Origin of the sequence: Nonomuraea sp. SYSU D8015 (genome assembly GCF_008065375.1) — a bacterium.
Taxonomy (GTDB): Bacteria; Actinomycetota; Actinomycetes; order Streptosporangiales; family Streptosporangiaceae; genus Nonomuraea.
This window is the reverse complement of sequence record NZ_VJYI01000030.1, coordinates 61784-81462: the sequence shown is the minus strand read 5'-3', so window position 1 is coordinate 81462 and position 19679 is coordinate 61784. Positions and strand designations below refer to the sequence as shown.

The window sequence follows — 19679 nt, the reverse complement described above, 5'->3', positions numbered from 1 at the left end:
AATCGGTGCGCCTCTTCGAGACGAGATGGAGACGGCACGGTGATCACGCGCGGACGCGGAGGGCGGTGACGCCTATTCGCTCGGCGTGGAATCCGGCCAGTACGGAACGGAGCGCTGGGCGGCGGCCGCGATGGCCGATCCGTCGAGTTCGACGATGCTCAACCCGACGCCGCCCGCGGGCCACTCCACGGCGAGTTCGAAGGTCTCCGGAGGCGGCAACGGCCACAGCCACAGCCCCACGACGGTGACACCGGCGTCCTCGTCACCGCTGCGCATCGACATGCCGCCGAACAGCCAGGAAAGCCGAGGACCCGACGGCGGATCCTGCGGGATCTGTGGCCTGTCGAGCCGCTGTCCGACGGTGGTGGCCTTGGTGCCGTCGGCGAAGCGCACGCCGAACCGCAGCAGGTTGTCCGGTAATCCGCCGGCGCGCACCCCGGCGACCATGTGCGGGTACACCGACAGTGAGAGGGCCTGGAAGTCATCGGGTGACATGGTCAGCCGCCTCATGACGATCTCCACGTCCATCAGGCAGCCGGTCTTGAACGCCCGGATCGTCGGGACGGTGATGACGACGTTCGGGACACGGGCCAGCACCAGACCGCTGACCATCAGCGCGCCCATCTCTTCCGCCGGCGGAGCGGACCAAGCCGGCAGCCCCGGCTTCGGCGGGCTCGCCGCTTCTTCGTGTGGTGGCGGGGGCTCGAAGAACATACTCCCACCGTACGGAAATCCCCCGCCCTGCGCGGTTCCGAACGGCGGCCTGGATATCCTCGCCACCTATCCAAAGGGTCTGGTTGTGAGGGCAGGTCGCATGGCTCGTGCGGGGATCACCGTCGAACGGCTGGTGCAGACGGCAGCCGACATGGCTGACGAGATCGGCTTCGACAACGTGACGATGTCGGCGCTGGCACGCAGCTTCGGGGTGAAGGACGCCAGCCTCTACTCGCACGTCAAGAACCTCACCGAGCTGCGGGCCCGCGTCGCGTTGCTGGCGGCGCGCGAGCAGGCCGACCGGGTCGTGACGGCCGTGGCGGGACGGGCGGGCAAGGATGCCCTGGTGGCCTTCGCCGACGCCTACCGGCAGTACGCGCACGAGCATCCCGGACGGTATGCCGCGACCCAGATCCAGGTCGATCCCGCGCTCGCCGCAGAGGCGCCCGGGAGTACACGTGGCGGCGAGCTGGTCTACGCGATGTTGCAGGGCTACGGGCTGTCGGAGCCGGACGTGACCGACGCGGTCCGGCTGCTCCGGAGCACGTTCCACGGCTTCATCCTGCTGGAGTCCGGTGGCGGCTTCGGGCATCCGCGCAGCGTCCAGGCCTCCTGGGAGCGCGCCGTGGAAGCACTCCACATCCTCCTGCGGAACTGGCCGCCGGAGCGCGGCCACGGCGCCTGAGTCAGCGGGCGATCACCTTCTCCAGCGCGGCCGCGAACTCCGCCGGATGGGTGGTCGATCCGGTGTGCCCGCCGGGCAGCTCGGCGAGCTCCACCCCCAGCCGCGCGGCCAGCAGTTCGGCGGGACGGGCGAGCGCCTGCCCGCGCGACTCGCGTCCGACGGCCGGGACCGCCTTGTCGGCGGGGATCGCGGAGACGCCCGGGATGTGGCCGGTGAACTGGCGAAGTTCGTGTTCGAGGAAGAACGGCATGTTCCGGAGGGTCCGCTCGAACCGGGCGGCGAGCGGGCCCGGCAGTTCGTCCAGGGGCGGGGGCGGGGTGCCGCCGGACATCACCGTGATCGCGGCGACCACACCCTCGCGGTGGAAGGCGTCCACGACGGAGGCGAAGAACGCGTGGTGCGGCTCCGGGTCGGGCAACAGCCCGACCAGCGGCGGCTCGTGGGCGATCACCCGGGTGACCTGCTCGGGGTGGCGGGTGGCCAGGTCGAGGCCGACGATGGCGCCCGCGCTGGAGCCGAAGACGTACGCCGGCTCGCCCGGCCGGGCCACGTGGTCCAGCAACCGGTGCGCGTCCTCGCGCTGCACCTCCACCCGCTGGCCGACCGCCGGGCCGTCCAGGCGGCTGCGGGACTTGCCGCGAGGGTCGTAGACGACCGCGGTGAACCGGCCGCCGAGAGCGTCGATCACCGCGTCGAACGCGCTCCCGTCCGCACCGCCGCCGGGGATGAACAGCAGCACGGGACCGTCGCCCTCGCGCACCTCGTAGTACAGCGTCGCACCGGGGACCTTCAACTCGAACATGGCGCCTCCTAGGGATATTAGGCTTTTACCTAGGGAGCCTAGCCGATGGTCTTGCCCAGGGCGATCCCCCTGCCCTTGACGAGGAGCCAGATCATGAGCGCGACCTCGCCGACGAAGGTGAACATCGCGACTTCCAGCGAGTAGCCCGAGAAGGCGAAGGCGCCGAAGTGGTCCACGAGATAGCCGAGCCCCGCGATGGCGAGCAGGACACCCAGGAGCTTGGGCGCATAGTCCGACGCGTAGGCCAGATATCCGAGCAGCAGCAGGTGGAGCCCGAAGAGCGTGAGACCGGCGTCCCAGATGTCATGGAAGGTGTCGATCTTGAGGAGCGCCTCGGCGGATGACCCCTGGGCGGCGAGGGACGGCGCTCCCGCGAGCTGGGCGATGGCGACGACGAACACGCCCGCGTACACCGCCCTCAGCCAGGCCGCGAGCGTCGCGACACCTTCGCGCGCCGGCTTGAAGACGACCATGAGCGCCCACGCCACGACCACGTCGAGTACGGCCGCCAGGAGCAGACCGGCCACGCCGTAGCGGAACAAGGCCTCGGAGTCGCGTATGGCCTGCGCCGTCTTCTCCGCGTCGCCTGCGGTGACAAGGTTCTCGACGACCCCGAAATTGGCCAGACCCGCGAGGACGGCCAGCGCTAGCAACGCGATCCCGGCGACTAAGGCGGCCCTGCGAACAGGCTGATGAGCTGCTTCCGAAACGACCACGATTCCTCCTGATGTACAGAATCTTTGACATGAGCAATGTAACGAATGCTTGACCCCATGTCTAGAATCTTTTACATCACCGGGCATGCGGCGGCCCTGAGAGCGAAGGAGTGGCGGTCAGCCGCCGATCAGCGCGCGGCAGAGGCGGGCGACCTCGTCCAGCAAGCGCCGGCGGTCTTCCGGCACGTGCAGGATGTGGTCGGCGCTTCCGTGCATGGCGTGATAAAGCACGATGGCGGTCGCCTCCGGGTCGGGGACGGTCGTCTCGTCCTCCAGGAGTCGCTTCAACGCGTCCACGGCCAGATTGGGGCCGGGCTTGTGCGACGTCCGGGATCCGTGCCGGAACAGGACGTCGTGCAGCCGGGTGTCGGACAGATAGGCGGTGATGCCGGCCAGCAGCCACGCCTCCACCCGGGCGAGGCCGGCCTTGGCGTCGGCGGCCTGGCGCTGGTGGGCGACGAACCGTTCGACATAGCGGTCGCGCAGCGCCGCGATCAGGTCGTCCTTGCTGGCGAAGTGCAGGTAGAAGGTCCCTTTGGCGACGCCGGCGCCGACGACCACGTCATCGATCTTGAGCGTGTCGACGCCGTCGGCCAGAACCAGCCGCTCGGCGGCGTCGAGCAGGTCACCGCGCCGCTGCTCGCTGGATTTCGTCCGGGCCACCACGCCTCCCCCTGACTTGTCGCCGAAGACGACCCTAGTGGATGGCCGACGATCCCCTCTTGCGACCGATAATCATTTCTCCTATGTTCTGACTGACCGTCAGTCAGTTTGGAGGGACGTATGAGCATGATCGATGAGGTCGCACGGGCCGTGCGCGTGCCGCTGATGGGCAGCGTCGCGCTGGGAAGCGGCGTCGTGGTCAGCCGCCTGGTGCAGGCATGGGCGCTCGCCGCCCTGGTCGCGGCGCCGCTGGCCGGGAGCCCCTGGGATTCCGCGGTGTGGGCGGCGGCGGTGGCGGCCGCCATGGTGGTGGTCCGCTCGCTCCTGCTGTGGGCGAGTGAGTCGCTCGCGGAGTCCATCGGGCACCGGGTCGCGGTGACGGCGCGCCGCCGCCTGCTCGACCACCTGCTGACCCTCGGTCCCGCGTACACGGCGACGCGGCGGACCGGCGATGTGGCGGCCACGCTCGTGGAGAGCGCCGCGGCGATCGAGACGCTGATGGCCAGGGCCCGGCCCGCCCGGCTGTTGTCCTGGATCGGACCGCTGCTCGCCGCGGCCGCCGTGGCGGTCGTCGACCCGCTCGGCGGGGTCCTGATCGCGATGGCTCTGGTGGTCATGCAGGTCGCGGGGCCGATCTGGAACGCGATCGGCCGCAAGGGCCACGAACGGGTGTTCACGGACCTGCATGCCATGGACGCGGGCTTCGTCGAGGCCGTCCAGGGGATGGCCACGGCCAAGTCCTTCGCCGCCGCGCCGACGCTGCGGCGACGTCTGGCGGAGCAGGCGGAGACCGTGCGCGTCGCGAGCATGCGGACCCTCGCCGTCCTGTTCACGCAGATCCTGGCCGGCCGCTGGGCGAGCGCCGGCGCGGGAGCGGTGGCGGTGGTGCGTGCCGGATACCTCGCCGCGGACGGGCGCATCTCCGGGCAGGCGGCGCTGGCCGTGCTGCTCGTCGTGCTGGTCGCGTTCGTGCCGGTCGAGGAGGCCGGCGCGTACCTGCACGCGACGTTCGCCGCCCGGGCGGCGGTGGCCAAGCTGGACGCCTTCCTCGCCGAAGAGCCGGCGGTCCGCGACGGCGATCGCCGGCCGGTTCCCCTCGGCCCGGCGCCCGTGGTGGCACTGGAGGACGTCTCCTTCCGCTACCCGGGCCGCGACGAGGACGCCGTCTCCGGTGTCGGGCTCGTGCTCGAGCCGGGGCGGACGGTCGCGCTCGTCGGGCCGTCCGGCTCCGGCAAGAGCACGGTGGTCTCACTGCTGGCCAGGCTGGTCGACCCGACCGCGGGACGGGTGACCGTCGACGGGCGGGACCTGCGCGAGCTGCCGCTGGAGCAGTGGTGGCGCACCATCGCCGTCGTCAGCCAGGACACGCACCTGTTCCCCGGCACCATCCGCGAGAACATCGCCCTGGCCCGCCCCGACGCCACGCGGGAACAGATCGAGTCCGCCGCCGAGGCCGCCGGGCTGGCCGCCGACCTCGCCGCCATGCCCGACGGTTACGACACCGAGGTGTCCGAGCGCGGCGCCCGCCTCTCCGGAGGCCAGCGGCAACGCGTGGCGATCGCGCGGGCCCTGCTGCAGGACGCACCGGTCCTGATCCTCGACGAGGCCACCGCGGCGCTCGACGGACGGACCGAGACAGCCGTGCACGCCGCCGTCGAGCGGCTCTGCAGGGACCGGGCCGTCCTGATCGTGGCCCATCGCCTGGCCACCGTGCGTGACGCCGACGAGATCGTCGTCCTGGAGCAGGGGCGGGTCGTCGAACGCGGGTCGCACGAGCGGCTGCTCGGCCGTACCGGCACCTACCACCGTCTCGTCGAGGCAGGAGCCGCGCTGTGACGACACCTCCGACGTCCGTCGACCGGCCTCTGTGGCGCCTGCTGCCCACCATGGCCTCCCGCCCGCTCGTCTTCGCCCTGGTCATCGCGTCCGGGCTGGTCAGCTACGGCATGGTGGTGCTGGTGCCCGCCCTGACCGCGTACCAGCTCGGCGGGCTGCTCACCGGCCGGGCAGAGTCCCTGACCCTCCAGATCGCCGTCGCGGTCCTGGTCGCGGGGGTCGCCGCCTGGTGGCAGACGCACATCGGACATGACTGGGCCTACCGGCTGCTCAAGGTGCTGCGGCTGCGCCTGTTCGACGGCCTCGAACGGGCCACCCCCGGCAGGCTGCTCGGCCGCAGGACCGGGGAGCTGGCCGACATCGCCAAGAACGACGTGTCGGCCACCGAGACGTTCTTCGCCCACACGGCCGGCGACTACGTGGGCGCCGTCGCGGTCTCGCTGGCCTCGGTCGCCGTGGTCGCGTCGGTCGACGTGGCCGCCGCGGCCGTGATCGCGGCCGTGATGCTGCTCATCGCCGTGGTGCCGGCCGCGCTGTCGCGGCGCGCGGGCGAGCAGGGGCGTGCCGTGCGCGCCGCGGCCGGAGCCGTCGCCGGTGAGACCGTCGAGGTCATCCAGGGGCTGCGGGAGCTGGCGCTCGCGCGCCGCGGACACGACGTCGTCGCGCGGGTCCTCGCCCGTACCGAGGAGCTGCGCGCGCACCACCGTGCGTACGCCCGGCGCGCCGGCCTCGAGCTGGTCGCCACCGAGCTGCTGCTGGGGCTGGGACTGCTCGCGCTCGCCCTCCGGGCGGTCGCGGGGGCTGTGGAGCCGCGCTGGATCCCCGTCCTGATCGTCCTCGGCGTGTCCGCGCCTGCGCCCATCGCGACCGTCTCCGCCACCGCCCGAACGCTCGGCGACGTCCGCGCCGCCGCGGGCCGGGTCCTGGCCGTCATCGGCTACCCGCCCCACGTGCGGGAGCCGGATGAGCCCGAGCCGGTACGGGACGCGCTCCCGGGCGTGGCGTTCGGCCACGTCCGCTTCGGCTACCCGGGGAGTGATCAGGAGGTGCTCCGCGGCGTCTCGTTCCAGATCCGCGCCGGTGAGACCGTGGCGCTGGCCGGCCCCTCGGGCGCGGGCAAGACGACCCTCGCCAATATGCTGCTCCGCTTCTGGGACGTCTCCGCGGGAGCCGTCACCATCGGCGGCGTCGATGTGCGCCGCCTGTCCACGGGCGAGCTGCGCAGGACCGTCAGCGTCGTCCCCCAGGACGTCTACCTCTTCCACGACACGATTGCGGGCAACATCAGACTGGGCCGCCCGGGCGCCACGGACGCCGAGGTCGAGCAGGCCGCCCGCCTCGCCGGCGCCCATGACTTCATCACCGCGCTGCCGGACGGCTACCGGACGCTCTGCGGCGAGCGGGGAGCGTCCCTGTCCGGCGGGCAGCGTCAGCGCATCGCCATCGCCCGGGCCCTCCTGACGGGCGCCCCCGTCCTCGTCCTGGACGAGGCGGTCTCCGGCCTCGACACCGAGGCCGAGCGCGCGCTGCACGACGGCCTGTCGGCCGCCCGCGGAACCCGTACCACGCTCATCATCGCCCATCGGATCTCGACCCTCCGGCGTGCCGACCGCGTCGTCCTGCTCGACGGGGGCGTCGTCGTGGCCAGTGGCACCCACGACGAGCTGGTCGCGGGCTCGGCGGCCTACCGCCGGCTCACGGCCGGCCGCCTGGACGCATCATGATCGTCGAAGGCGTCCCCCTGCGGCGCCGGCTCACGGTGATCGGCTCGCTGTTCCTGGTGTCCGACATCGGCTACTCCTTCTTCTTCGCCGCACTCGGCACGATCCTGCTCGGCAAGGGGGTGTCCCTGCAGGACGTCGCGCTGATCAACCTGCTCGGCGTGATCTACTTCGGGCGTTTCCTCGTCGGGCCCGTCGTGGATCGCTACGGGGTCGCCGGGTGGGGTCACTACCGGAGCTGGCTGATCGGCACGCAGCTCGCCCTGATCGTCTGCCTGCTCGCCCTGGCCACGCTGGACCCGGTGGCGGATCTGCCCGCCGTCCTGAGCGTGACCGCGGCGGTGCTGGTCGTCTCCGCGTTCCACGACACCGCCGTCAACGGGCTGTCGGTCCGTCTGCTGTCGGCTGCCGAGCGCGGCGTCGCGAACGGGATCCAGGTCGGCGCGGCCAGTCTGTCCATCCTCATCGGCTCGGGCGGCGCCCTGCTGCTGTACGCGTCCGCGGGCTGGGCCGTGACACTGGCCGCGATGGCCGCGCTGTTCGGCGTCCCTCTGGCCGTGCTCGCCCGCTTCACCGAACCGCCGTCACACCGTGCGCCCGTCTCCTGGCGCGCGCTGGCCGGGCCGTTCCGGTCACGCCGGACGACGGCATGGATCCTGCTGGTCCTCCCCTTCCTGGCCCTCGGCCTGTATCTGGCCACCGCGGTGCAGCCGGCGATGCTCCTGGCGGCCGGATGGGGGATGGAGGACATCGCCCTCGTCCAGTACACGCTGGCCCCGCTCGCCGGGATCGCCGCCGGCCTCGCGACCGGGACGCTGATCACCCGGTGGGGCCGGCGCCGTCCCGTGATCGTCATCGGGGGCTGGTCCGCGCTCTCGCTGGCGGGCCTGCTGCCGCTCTCCACCGGAACCGGGCATCCGGCGCCGGCCGGCACGGTCGTCGTGGCGGTCGCGATCGCCTACTCGGCGATGGCCACGTGGATCTCCACGATCGCGATGGACCTGGCCCGTCCCGCGAGCGCCGCCACCGACGTCACCGTGCAGATCTCCGTTCTCGGCGTCCTGCGCATGCTGGCCAGTGCCGGCGGACTCACGCTCGCCGGAATCGCCGGATACCCACCGCTCATCGGCGTCTCGGTGCTCCTCTCGCTCGCCGGGACCGCCGTCGCCGCGGCCTGGGCCAGGCGGCACTCCCCCGCCGCACCTCCGAACCTCGCCACGCAGAAGGGATGACCGTGACCGCCTCGGCCCGACGGCGGGGAGCGCTGACCGCCGCGTTCTCCGCCACCTTCATCGCCCTGCTCGACCTCACCATCGTCGCCGTGGCCCTTCCCGCCATGCAGGCGGATCTCGGCACGACCATCACCGGCAGCCAATGGGTCGTGGACGCCTTCTCCATCTGCCTGGCGGCGTGCATGCTCTCCGGCGGCTCGCTGGGAGACCGCTACGGCAGGAAACGCTGGTTCCTCATCGGCATGGCGCTCTTCCTGACCGGATCCCTCATCTGCGCGGCGGCGCCGACGCTCGCCGTCCTGATCGCGGGGCGCGGTGCGCAAGGAGTGGCCGCCGCCCTCCTCGTGCCGGGCGCGCTGTCGATCATCGGACAGGCCGAGCCCGACCCCGCCCGGCGGGCCCGCCTGCTCGGCTACTGGGGCATGTGCGCCAGCGCCGCCGTCCTGACCGGGCCGATCATCGGCGGCCTCCTGGTGGACGGCTTCGGCTGGCCGGCGATCTTCTTGATCAACCTGCCCATCGGAGCGGCCGCCATCCTGCTCGGCGGCCGGACGATCACCGAGAGCGCCGACCCCGGGCATGCCTCGCTGGATCCGGCGGGTCAGGTGCTGGGCATCGTCACCCTGGCGACCCTTGTCTACGCCATCATCGAGACCCGCACGAACGGCTGGGGCTCGCCGGTGACGATCACCTTGCTGGGCGCGGCCGCACTCTCGGGCGTCGCCTTCGCAGTGGTCGAATGGCGGCAGGCCAAGCCGATGCTGCCGGTCAGGCTCTTCGCCGACGTCCGCTTCGCGACGGTGAACGCCGCCTCCGTCCTGCTGGGCTTCGGCGCCAACGGCGCCTTCATCCTGCTGTCGCTCTACCTCCAGCAGGCGCAGGGGCACACCGCGCTGGTCACAGGGCTCCTGCTGGCCCCCATGACCATCGCCATCATGCCGGCCTCCGCCCTGGCCGGACGCCTGACGGCCGCCCGCGGCCCGCTCCCGCCCATGCTGATCGGGTACGCCCTCACCGGAGCGAGCCTGCTGGCACTGGCCACCGTCGGCGGCGATGCTCCGTACCTCCTGACGGCGGCCCTCTTCTTGATCAACGGGGTGGGCCAGGGGCTTGCGATCACCCCGGCCGTCGCCGCCGCTCTCCACCTGGTGCCACGCCAGAGGTCCGGCGTCGCCTCCGCCACGGTGAACACGGCACGCCAAGCGGGCAGCGCCCTGGGCATAGCCGTGCTCGGCACGATCCTCTCCCAGCACCTCGCCGGCGCGGAGGGCGCGGCCTTCCTGGCGTCGTACGGAACGGGCATGCGCGACGTGATGGTCACCGCGGGCGCCGCCGTCCTGGTCGGGGCGCTGCTGCTGGCCCTCCAGACGGCACGGCGTCCCGGCGGCCGGCGTCCGCGCCTCCCGGCCGCCGAGGAGCAGAATCAGCTCAGGCCCACGCCTTGATCGCCGGCATCTCGGAGACCAAGGTCGATGAAGATTGAATTGGCGGCTTCTCGGCCGCGTTCTCGCTGGTTACACTCCAGTCCGGAGCCCAGCCGTCCTATCGGACGGCCGTTCACGTTCGTCACCCGCCGGGGAGGGTCAGCGCTCTTTCCGGCGTGCCTGCGGACAGGGTGACCGATGCCTCCCGGGCGGCCTGGCGACGTCCACGCAGCCCCTCGACGAGGAGGTTCTTCGTGTCATCCAGCGCCCTCTTATCCCACGCCCGGCGGCTGGCCGCGGTCGCCGCGAGCCTGAGCGTCGTCGTGGCCCTGAGCCCGGCGGCCTCCGCCAGCCCGACCCCGTCCCCGCCGCCGTCGAAGTGGAAGGCCATCCCCCTCACCGGCGCCGAGATCGTCGACGGCGCCAAGTCCCCGACGGGCAAACTCGCCAAGAGCGACCAGGCCGTGCTGCGCAACAGGTCATCGGCGCCGGTCAACGTCATGGTCAAGCTCGACTACGACTCGCTCGCCGCCTACCAGGGCGGCCTGCCGGGACTGCCCGGCACCAGCCCCACCGTCACCGGCCGGCCCCTCGACACCAGGACCGCCGAGGCCAGGAAGTACACCGGCCACATCGAGGACGTCGAGAACGCCTTCCTGGCCGAGCTGGCCGAGAAGGTCCCCGGGGCCGTGGTCGGCCAGAAGATCCGGACCGTGTACGGCGGTATCGCGCTGCGGATTCCCGGTGACAAGGCGGCCGAGGTGCTGAAGCTGCCCGGCGCGGTCGCCGTCCAGGAGGACAAGCCGCAGCAACTGCTCACCGATTCCAGCCCCGAGTTCATCGGCGCCCCCACCATTTACAACAAACTGGGCGGCAGCGACACGGCCGGCAAGGGCGTGATCGTGGGCGTGCTGGACAGCGGCGCCTGGCCCGAGCATCCGTCCTTCGCCGGCCGCCCGGGCCTGCCCGACCCGGGCCCGACCAAGGACGGCACGCCCCGGGCGTGCAACTTCGGCGACAACCCGCTGACTCCCGCCAACGACCCGTTCACCTGCAACAACAAGCTGGTCGGCGGGCAGCCGTTCCTGGAGACCTACAACGCGGTCATCGGCGGCGATGTCTATCCGGAAAGCGCCCGCGACTCGAACGGGCACGGCACCCACACCGCCAGCACGTCGGCCGGCAACCCGGTGGCCGACGCGAACCCGCTCGGCATCAGCCGCGGGCCGATCAAGGGCATCGCGCCCGGCGCGGCGGTCTCGGTCTACAAGGTCTGCGGCGCGGAGGGCTGCTTCCAGTCCGACTCGGCGGCGGCGGTGGCCAGGGCCATCCTGGACGGCGTCCGGGTCATCAACTTCTCGATCTCCGGTGGCGACGACCCGTACAGCGACCCGGTCGAGCTGGCGTTCCTGGACGCGTACGCGGCCGGCGTGCTGGTCTCGGCGTCAGCGGGCAACTCCGGCCCGGACGCGAACACCACCGACCACCGGAGCCCATGGGTGACCACGGTGGCGGCATCCACGCAGACCAGGACGTTCCAGTCGACGATCACGCTGACCGGCGGCGGCGCGACGGCGACGATCAAGGGCGCCTCGATCACCAAGGGGATCTCCTCGCCGCTGCCCGTGGTGCTCGCGTCGGCGCCGCCGTACTCGCGGCCGCTGTGTGACGCCCCGGCGCCCGCCGGGCTGTTCACCGGGAAGATCGTGGCCTGCGAGCGCGGCCCGAACCGGGTGCTGAAGAGCTACAACGTCATGCAGGGCGGCGCGGCCGGGATGATCCTGTACAACAGCTTCCCGTTCGACGTCTTCACCGACGCCCACTGGATCCCGTCGGTGCACCTCATGAAGGCCGAGTCGGACACGCTGCTGAGCTTCCTGTCGGCGCACCCGGACGCCGCCGCGTCGTACACGCAGGGCGAGAAGGCCGCGTGGCAGGGCGACCGGATGACGTTCTTCTCCTCGCGCGGCCCCGGCGGGGACTTCCTCAAGCCGGACGTCACCGCGCCCGGCAACCACATCCTGGCGGGCATGACCCCGACGCCCGAATCGCCGCTGGAGGGGCCGCCCGGCAACTACTACCAGGTCATCTCGGGCACCTCGATGTCGGCGCCGCACGTGGCGGGCGCGGCCGCGCTGGTGTTCGCGCTGCACCCGGACTGGACGCCGGGACAGGTGAAGTCGGCGCTGGAGACCACCGGCAAGACCTCGGTGTTCAAGCAGGACGGCACCACTCCCGCGGACCCGTTCGACATGGGCGGCGGGCGCATCGACCTGACCAAGGCCGGCGACCCCGGCCTGACGCTGGACGAGACCGCCGCGAACTTCGTCGCCTCGGCCGCCGACCCGCTCAACCGCATCGACCTCAACCTGCCGTCGGTGAACGCCCCGACCATGCCGGGCGTCGTCACCGCCAAGCGTACGGTCAAGAACGTGACAAACCGGACGCTCACCTTCACCGCCTCCGGCAAGACGGTCGACGGCGCCGCCATCACCGTGCTGCCGCCGCGCTTCTCCGTCGCGCCCGGCAAGACCGCGAAGCTGAGTGTGGTGGTCACCGCGCCCGAACTGCCCGACGGGCAGTACTTCGGGCAGGTGGAGCTCAAGCAGGCGGGCGGCTCGCGGGCGCTGCGCCTGCCGGTGGCGTTCTTCCGCCAGGAGGGCATCGTGCCGGTCGAGCAGACCTGCGCGCCGGCCACCATCCCGAGGAACACCGGCGAGTCGACCTGCACGGTCACCGTGCAGAACAACAGCCTGCAGAGTGCCGAGGTCACCGCGCTCAGCACGCTCGACGCCCGGCTGCGGCTGAACAGCGTGACGGGCGCCACCAAGGTCGGCACCCAGATCGCCACGACGAAGACGACGCTGGCCGCCAGGCAGCCCGACCGGCCGACGATCGCGCCCGGCGCGGGGCCCGCCGGATACCTGCCGCTGGACGCGTTCGGGGTCACGCCGGTGGCGGTGGGCGACGAGCAGGCGGTCAACTTCACCGTGCCGGCGTACACGTTCGCCGGGAAGACCTACACCAGGCTGGGCGTGACCTCCAACGGCTACAGCGTGGCGGGCGGCACCAGCGGGGGCGACGACATCGCGTTCCAGCCGCAGTCGCTGCCGGACCCGGCGCGGCCCAACGGAGTGCTCGCCTCCTACTGGACCGACCTCGACGGCACCGGCGCCCCCGGCGTCTACGCCACCGTGCTGACCGACGGAGTCAACGACTGGATCGTGGTCGAGTGGCGGCTGAACATCTTCGGCACCACCGACACCAAGGTGTTCCAGCAGTGGATCGGGGTCAACGGCGTCGAGGACATCAGCTACGCCTACGACCCGGACAACCTGCCCGGATCGCCTCCCGCGAGTGCGGGGCTGACCGTGGGCGCCGAGAACGACGAGGGCACAGCGGGCGACCAGATCTCCGGGCCGCCCACCCAGGACCTCGTCGTGAAGAGCACTCCCGGCGCTCCCGGGGGGAGCCTGACCTACTCGATGAAGGTCAAGGGCGTCAGCCCGGGCGCCGGGAGGGTGACGACCGCCACCTCGACACCGCAGGTGAAGGGCATCACCGTCGAAGTGGACAGGATAACCGTCCAGTGAGCACGTAGCTGCGCGGTCACGATCGCGCCGGACGGGGCGCCGCGGCACGGCTGCCGCGGCGCCCCCGCGCGTTCGCGGTCAGTCGCCTCGCAGCACGGTCGTGGCCTTGTTGCCGGCGTAGTCCTCCAGGACGGCGACCACCTCGCTGGTGGCGCTGGACATGGTCACCGTTTCGGCTGCACGTGTGGTGCGGCCACGGATGATGTACGGCTTGGTGCCGTAGTTGTAGGTCACCGCGAACGACTTCGGCCGGCCGTCCTCGAGGATGGTCAAGGTGTGCCAGTCAGGAAGCGTCGGGCGGGAGAACGTGAACGTGTTGCCGTCGATCTTCACCGCCGCGGCCGGGTAGGGGCTGATCTCGGTGTCGGCGAACGTCCCGCGTATCCCGGTGGTCGTGCCCTCGCCTGCCCGAACGGTGAGCAGGTAGGCGTCGCCGTTGACGGGCACGCCGGTCACCGTGGTGCCCGTGCTCGTTGCGGGAAGCCGGACCTCCTTGGTGTACGGGCGGGCGGTGTCGAGGCTTTGGACCTTCAGCGTGACGGGCCCGCCGCCCGCCGGTGGCGTCCAGCTCGCCGTCAGCGTGCCGTCCGGCTTCGCCGCCGCCTTCACCTGGCCCGGCGCCGTGGCGAGGTCGAACGACGTGGTGGCCGCCGGGCTTTCCGACCCGTCGTGGCCGACCGCCACCAGCTTGATCGTCCCCGACGTGGCCGTGAAGCGCTTGACGTAGTAGACGTCGTCGTAGATGCCGCCGAGATAGGTGTCGTCCAGGTAGACGTCGTAGCGGCGTACCTGGCTGTAGGGGGCCCGCTTCCACGACAGGAACAGCTCGCCGGTGGCGGGGAGCAGCTGGGTGACGCGCAGGTCCTTCGGCGCGGGAGGGGTGTGATCCTTGCCGTCGCGCAGCACCAGGGCGCCCAGGTTTACCTGGTATCCGGAAATGGGCCGGGCGCCGGCGGCGACGACCAGGCCGAGCGCGGCGACGCGCTGACCGGCGTACGCCGACAGGTCGGCCGTCCGGGTCGTCCAGCCCGTGGTGCGCTCGCCCGAGCCGGCCAGCGGCACCTGGATCACCTTGCCGGGGTCGGAGGCCAGGACGAGGCCGAGCCGGAGTTCGGAGTCGTCGCTGGCCGAGGGCTTGTTGTAGGTGAGGTCGATGGTCGAGCGCTTGGTGAGCTTCAGGTCCGTCTTGTAGAGCCGCACGGTGTTGTCGCTGTCGAGGGTGCCGCTGAGGACGAGCGAGCTGCCGCCGTTGTACGCGCCGATCTTCTGGTACGAGAACCGGCTCGCCGGCGTGTACGCGGGGCCGTAGTCGAAGTCGGCGCTGAGGGGTGTCCCGGCCGCGTCGACCCACCACTGCCAGGTCACCGGTGTGTCCTGGAGGTTGATGTTGCCCCACTCCTTCGGGTTGGACAGCCGGCCCTTGGTCCAGGTGGACAGGCCGTGGCCGGTGTTGAAGGAGGTGGCGAACGTGGTGCCGCTGATCACCGAGCGTTCGGCGATGTACTTGGAGATGCCCTTCCAGGTGCCCTCCGGTGTGGTTCCGCCGGTCGAGGAGCCGGTCCACCAGCGGCGTTCCCGGTCGAAGACGTCGCGCTGGGCGGCGTCGTTCGTCTTGTCGGCGTAGTCGGAGGAGACGAAGTCGGCGCCGAGCGTGGCGAGGGCGTTCATCGGCGCACCGCTCGCGTCGAGGTTGTCCTCGAGGTCGTACGGCTGGTTGAACTGATCTTTCCCGGCCTCCACGCCGGCGAAGACGCTCTTGCGGGAGTCGAGGCCGAGGCTCGCGGCGTAGCTCTTGGAGTCGGTGAGCTTCGTCCTGTTCCACCAGTAGTTGAGGAAGATGGAGTCGGACACGTCGCCGAGCTGCGGGTCGCGCACGAACGGGCCGTTCACCGCGTTGAACTCGTTCTGGTACGAGATCGCGCCGGTCGAGTTGTGAATGGAGTCGTACCACTGCACGTAGAGGCCGCCCTCGCGCAGTGCCCGCAGGAATTGCTTGTAGACCGGGATGTCCGCCGGCGCGACCCGCGACTCCTGGTTGATGAAGTAGCCGTCGAAGCCGTAGAACTTGGCGATCTGGATGAGTTTGTCCGCCACGGGGAAGCCGCCGTCGGCGTCGCGGACCAGGAGTTCGGTGTAGGTCTGGTCACCGCGGTCGTGGTCGGAGAAGAAGATGCAGCCCAGCGAGCGCACCCCGTTCGCGTGGGCCGCGTTGGTGTAGCCGGGGTTGGGCAGGTTGAGCATCCCGAACTCGAACCACTTCTCCCGCCAGTCCTTGGTCGGGTCGTAGTAGCTCACGGGCACGCCTTCGGTCGGCTGGCCGTGCCAGGAGGCGTAGAAGTCGGCGTACTGCCAGAAGGTGAAGAGGTACTGGCTGAACTCGTTGGTGTAGGAGTGGCTCTCGAAGAAGGCGTTGCCGTAGTCGCCGGCCAGGGTCAGCAGCTGGGTGTCGGCGGGCAGGGCCGGATTGCGCTGCGTGGCGGCGTTGGCGGCGTTGCGCTTCTGGAGCGGCACCTTGGCGCGTAAGAACTCGGCGTGGGTGTCGTCGGCGGGGTTCCAGCGCAGCAGGTCGGTGGCGGAGTAACCGTGCTGGTAGGGCTGGTTGGCGCCGACCGCGCTCTCGCCCGTCCAGGGCAGCGTGTCGCTGGCCGCGGCGCCGCCGGCGGCGAGCACGACGGTGAGCATCGCGGCGACGGCGGCGGTGCCCGCGCGGATCGCCGCCCGTCTTCCGGTGCGATGTGATCGGGCCATCACAACTCCTCACTGTGGGGCACGACTGATGGGTTCGTGCAGGTCTTCGACGTAAAGGTCGGTGAGTGCCCGGTCCGTCGCGCCTTCGGCGAAGCAGCGCGCGGCGGGCAGGTTCCAGACGACGGTGGTGCGGGCGCCCGGCGGGACGGTGATCCTGCGGAAGGCGAGCAGCTCGCGCAGGCGGGGCAGCACGACACCTCCGGTACGGCGCCCGAACAGCGGCACGATGACCTCGGCGCCGGTGCCGCCGGGGTTGACCACGTCGACGCTCACCCGGACCGTGTCCGCCTCCGCCTCCGCGGTCAGGCGTTCGTACAGAACGGGCCGGTAGCGCAGGCCGGAGCCGAAGGGGAAGAGCACCGGGTCCGGCGCGTCCTGGTAGACGTCGGCGGCCGGGTGCCGGTCGTTGTAGCGGACGGGCACGGCGCCCGGGTGGCGTGGGGCGGTGAACGGCAGGCGGCCGACCGGCTCGTGGGCGCCGAGCAGCGCGTCGACGATCACGCGGGCTCCGTGCGGGCCGGGGTAGCCCGCCCACAGCAGCGCGTCGGTGCAGGCGAGCACGCGGGTGAGCACATGCGGGCGGCCGGCGATGACGACGGCCGCCACGGGGCAGGTCGCCTGCGCGCGGACGGCGGCCACCAGGTCGTCCTGAGCGCCGGGCAGGGAGACGTCGGCCAGGTCGACGCCTTCCCCGGCGGTCGCGACGGCCGCCGGGCCGGTGATCGCCCCGTTGGCGGCGAAGTCCTCGGCGTAGGTGCGGTGGCTCGTCCCCCCGAGCGCCAGGATCACGACGTCGGCGCCCTGCAGGTCGGCCGCCGTGGGCGTGCCGGGCGGGCACACGACCTCGGCGTCCGGCAGGGCCCGGCGCAGGGCGAGGTCCAGGCCGGCGGCCGACTGTGCGGGCAGGGGCGGTACGTAGTCCCCCAGCAGGGCCGTGACGTCGCGGGCGTTGGGGCCGGCGAGGACGATCTTGGTCAGCGCCTTCGGTTCGAGGGGCAGGAGCCCGCCGGTGTTGTGCAGCAGGACCAGGGACTGGTGAGCGAGGCGATGCGAAAGACGGCCGGTGGCCCGGGTGGCGGCCTCGAGCCTCTCGTCATCGGCGGACGCGACCTGCCGTGGCACGCTGCTCGCCCCAGCGTGCGCGCCCCGCCCGAGCGGGCTCTCCGCGAGCAGGCCGGCGCGCTGCTTCAGCGTGAGCACCCGGCGGCAGGCGGCGTCGACCAGTTCCGCCACCCGCGGGTCCGCCGCGGCGGCCTGCTCCAGGAGGGCGAAGGACTCGTCCCACAGGGACAGGTCCACGCCGGCCTCGAGCGCGGTCACGGCGGCGGCCGTCGCGTCGCCCGTCATCGCGGTGAGCCGGTCCACGGCCAGGCCGTCGGCCATGACGATGCCGTCGAAGCCGCATTCGGCCCGCAGGAAGCCGGTCAGGAGGTCGCGGTTGGCACAGCAGGGCACCCCGTCGACGTCGTTGTAGGCCGCCATGAATCCCCGGGCCCCGGCCTCCACCGCGGCCCGTACGGCAGGGAGGTGCAGCTCGCGCAGGTCGCGGGGGCCGATGACGGCGGACTGGCCATTGCGCCCGCCGACGGCCTCCCCCTGCGCGGCCAGATGCTTGAGCACGATCGCGACGCCGTCGCGGCCCACCGCGCCGTGGTCGCCGCCCTGCATGCCGATCACCAGCGCCCTGGTGAGCTCGGCAGCGAGCAGCGGATCTTCTCCGAAGCACTCCTCCGCCCGGCCCCAGCGCGGGTCCCGCAGCAGGTCGAGCGCCGACACCAGGGCCAGGTGGACCCCGCTCGCCGCGAGCTCGGCCGCGACGGCGGCCGCGGCCTCGGCCAGCAGCGCCGGATCCCAGCCCGCGGCCACCGCGAGGTTGGTCGGCAGCGGCGTCCCGCCGAGCGCCTGGTGCCCGTGCGGCGCCTCTTCGGACAGCAGCACCCCGATGCCGTGCCGTCCGGCCCGCGACACCTCGTCCTGGACGAGGGCGGCGACCTCGGCGCGTTCCTCCGGCCGGATCCCGTCGGCCCAGGAGCGGCCCGACCAGGCGTCGGCGCGGAAGACCCCGTACAGCGCGCCGAGCCCGCCCCACCGGTCGAGCTCGGCGCGGGCGAGGCCGGTGAGCCGGAAGCCGCCCCGGGGAGCCCGCTCGACGGCCTGCCAGCCGAAGAGGCGCTGGTTGAGCTGGCCGACCTTCTCCCTCAGGGAGAGCTCGGCCAGCAGGCGCTCCACGACCGGCTCGTGCTCAGCGTTCGGCATGCGCGGCCATCCGCTCGAGTACTTCCGCGTCGGCGACCGAGCTGTAGAAGGTGCGGCCCGTCGGCTCGGCGTGGACGAGGTGTTCGACGCCGCGGGCGCGCAGCGCCGCCGGGTCCCCCGCGGTCGTGGAGGTGACCAGGGCGGGGCGGGCGCCGGCGCGCGAGCGGCTCATCCAGGTCTCGAAGACGCCGCCGCCGGGAGACAGCTCCGCCCGGGACACGGGAAGGTCTTCGGAGTCGACCGGGACGACGACGGCCTCCCGCCGCGGGGAGGGGCGCGGCCGGTCCCGCAGCTCCACGGCCAGCTCGGCGAATCGCCGGCCGATCGCCTTGACCGCGCCGTCGGCTCCGATCAGGCCGAGGCTGTGCTCCAGGTCCGGGAAGTCGGCCAGCCTGCGCTCCACGTCGTGCGAGCACCACCACGTGATGCCCCACAGGGCGTCGCTGTCGGCCGCCGCCCGCACGGTTCCCTCGCAGAAGCCGGGCGCCTGCTCCTCGGTGAGGTGGTTGAGGGGCGCGCCGACCTCCTGCAGCCACACCGGGCGTGCCGGGTCGAGCGCGAAGGCCCGTGACAGCTCGATGAGGTAGAGGGCGTGGCTGACGCTTTCGTGCGACATCGGACCGTACCCCTGCGCCGTGCCGTTGAAGATCCACGAGTGGATCACGCTCATGTCGCCGTGCCGGGAGGAGTGCGCGGGGGTGAAGGGGTGGCCGTCGGCGTACCAGACGGCGTCGTACTCGGCGTTGAGCCGGAAGTGGCGCCGGTCGCGCGGGCCTTCGCCGTGCAAGGCGCGGAGCCAGGACGTCACCTGCTCGGCCGTGGCCGCCATCGGGGCCGGATGGAGGTCGGAGGTGAACTGGTTGAGCTCGTTGCCCAGGGTCAGCCCGAGGAAGTTGGGCAGGTCGTGCAGGTGCTCGTCGAGCGACTCCACCAGAGCGGCCTGCGCGGCGACCGCGTCGGGGTCGGTGAACATGCTGCGCCGGTGCCAGTCCGTCAGCCAGCTCGGCACGAAGTCGAAGCCCGACAGGTGCCCCTGCAGGACGTCGACGCAGGCGTCGAGGCCGGCCTCGCCGGCGATCTCGACGACGTGACGCACGTCGTCGAGGGCGCGGCGGCGGATCAGCGTCCGGTTCGGCTGCAGGACCGGCCACAGCGGCATGACGCGGACGTGATCCAGGCCGAGCCCGGCCAGGGCCTTCATGTCGCGCCGGGTGACCGCCCAGTCCGGGTCCAGCCAGGAGTAGAACCAGTCGCGGGAAGGCGTGTAGTTGACCCCGAATCTCAGCATT

The 19679-nt window shown here is 71.9% G+C and carries 13 protein-coding genes; 6 read left to right on the top strand and 7 right to left on the bottom strand.

Features of this window, described 5'->3' with window-relative positions; all coding sequences use genetic code 11:
• Window positions 1-72: 72 nt before the first annotated feature.
• The gene (locus ID574_RS52315; protein ID WP_188196571.1) at window positions 73-714 is read right to left on the bottom strand and encodes a hypothetical protein; all 642 of its coding nucleotides are present in this window, start codon (window positions 712-714) and stop codon (window positions 73-75) included.
• A 100-nt stretch (window positions 715-814) separates the two neighbouring features.
• On the opposite strand from ID574_RS52315, the gene ID574_RS52310 reads away from it, so the two are divergent.
• Window positions 815-1399, top strand: coding sequence for a TetR/AcrR family transcriptional regulator (locus ID574_RS52310; RefSeq protein WP_188196570.1), 585 nt, complete (start codon window positions 815-817; stop codon window positions 1397-1399).
• Between the two features lies 1 nt (window position 1400).
• Here the strand turns inward: ID574_RS52310 and ID574_RS52305 are convergent, their stop codons facing one another.
• The 3 genes from ID574_RS52305 to ID574_RS52295 all read right to left on the bottom strand — a co-directional run bounded on the left by ID574_RS52305 (window position 1401) and on the right by ID574_RS52295 (window position 3580).
• Complete coding sequence (locus ID574_RS52305) at window positions 1401-2201, bottom strand: alpha/beta fold hydrolase (protein WP_188196569.1); 801 nt, start codon at window positions 2199-2201, stop codon at window positions 1401-1403.
• A gap of 38 nt (window positions 2202-2239) precedes the next feature.
• Complete coding sequence (locus ID574_RS52300) at window positions 2240-2917, bottom strand: DUF4386 domain-containing protein (protein WP_188196568.1); 678 nt, start codon at window positions 2915-2917, stop codon at window positions 2240-2242.
• 117 nt (window positions 2918-3034) lie between these two features.
• On the bottom strand, window positions 3035-3580 hold the full coding sequence (locus ID574_RS52295) for a TetR/AcrR family transcriptional regulator (RefSeq protein ID WP_188196567.1): 546 nt from the start codon (window positions 3578-3580) through the stop codon (window positions 3035-3037).
• A 120-nt stretch (window positions 3581-3700) separates the two neighbouring features.
• On the opposite strand from ID574_RS52295, the gene ID574_RS52290 reads away from it, so the two are divergent.
• From ID574_RS52290 to ID574_RS52270, 5 genes are all read left to right on the top strand, one after another.
• A complete protein-coding gene (locus tag ID574_RS52290; protein WP_188196566.1) occupies window positions 3701-5416 on the top strand; it encodes an ABC transporter ATP-binding protein in 1716 nt (571 codons plus the stop codon).
• Entirely contained in the window at window positions 5413-7140 is a 1728-nt protein-coding gene (locus ID574_RS52285; RefSeq protein WP_188196565.1) for an ABC transporter ATP-binding protein, read from the top strand. Before ID574_RS52290 ends, ID574_RS52285 begins: the two co-directional genes overlap by 4 nt.
• Window positions 7137-8369, top strand: coding sequence for an MFS transporter (locus ID574_RS52280; protein WP_188196564.1), 1233 nt, complete (start codon window positions 7137-7139; stop codon window positions 8367-8369). The genes ID574_RS52285 and ID574_RS52280 overlap by 4 nt, the downstream gene beginning before the upstream one ends.
• The gene (locus tag ID574_RS52275; RefSeq protein WP_188196563.1) at window positions 8366-9814 is read left to right on the top strand and encodes a DHA2 family efflux MFS transporter permease subunit; all 1449 of its coding nucleotides are present in this window, start codon (window positions 8366-8368) and stop codon (window positions 9812-9814) included. The genes ID574_RS52280 and ID574_RS52275 overlap by 4 nt, the downstream gene beginning before the upstream one ends.
• A 233-nt stretch (window positions 9815-10047) precedes the next feature.
• Window positions 10048-13386 carry a S8 family serine peptidase gene (locus ID574_RS52270; protein ID WP_223167988.1) on the top strand — a complete coding sequence of 1113 codons (3339 nt, stop codon included), beginning with the start codon at window positions 10048-10050 and terminating at the stop codon, window positions 13384-13386.
• Between the two features lie 78 nt (window positions 13387-13464).
• On the opposite strand, the gene ID574_RS52265 is transcribed toward ID574_RS52270, so the two are convergent.
• The 3 genes from ID574_RS52265 to ID574_RS52255 are packed head-to-tail and all read right to left on the bottom strand — an operon-like array spanning window position 13465 to window position 19678.
• On the bottom strand, window positions 13465-16134 hold the full coding sequence (locus ID574_RS52265) for an endo-beta-N-acetylglucosaminidase (RefSeq protein ID WP_188196562.1): 2670 nt from the start codon (window positions 16132-16134) through the stop codon (window positions 13465-13467).
• 9 nt (window positions 16135-16143) lie between these two features.
• A complete protein-coding gene (locus ID574_RS52260) occupies window positions 16144-18390 on the bottom strand; it encodes a glycoside hydrolase family 3 protein (RefSeq protein WP_188196561.1) in 2247 nt (748 codons plus the stop codon).
• A complete protein-coding gene (locus ID574_RS52255; protein WP_223167987.1) occupies window positions 18377-19678 on the bottom strand; it encodes a glycoside hydrolase 5 family protein in 1302 nt (433 codons plus the stop codon). Before ID574_RS52255 ends, ID574_RS52260 begins: the two co-directional genes overlap by 14 nt.
• Window position 19679 lies beyond the last annotated feature (1 nt).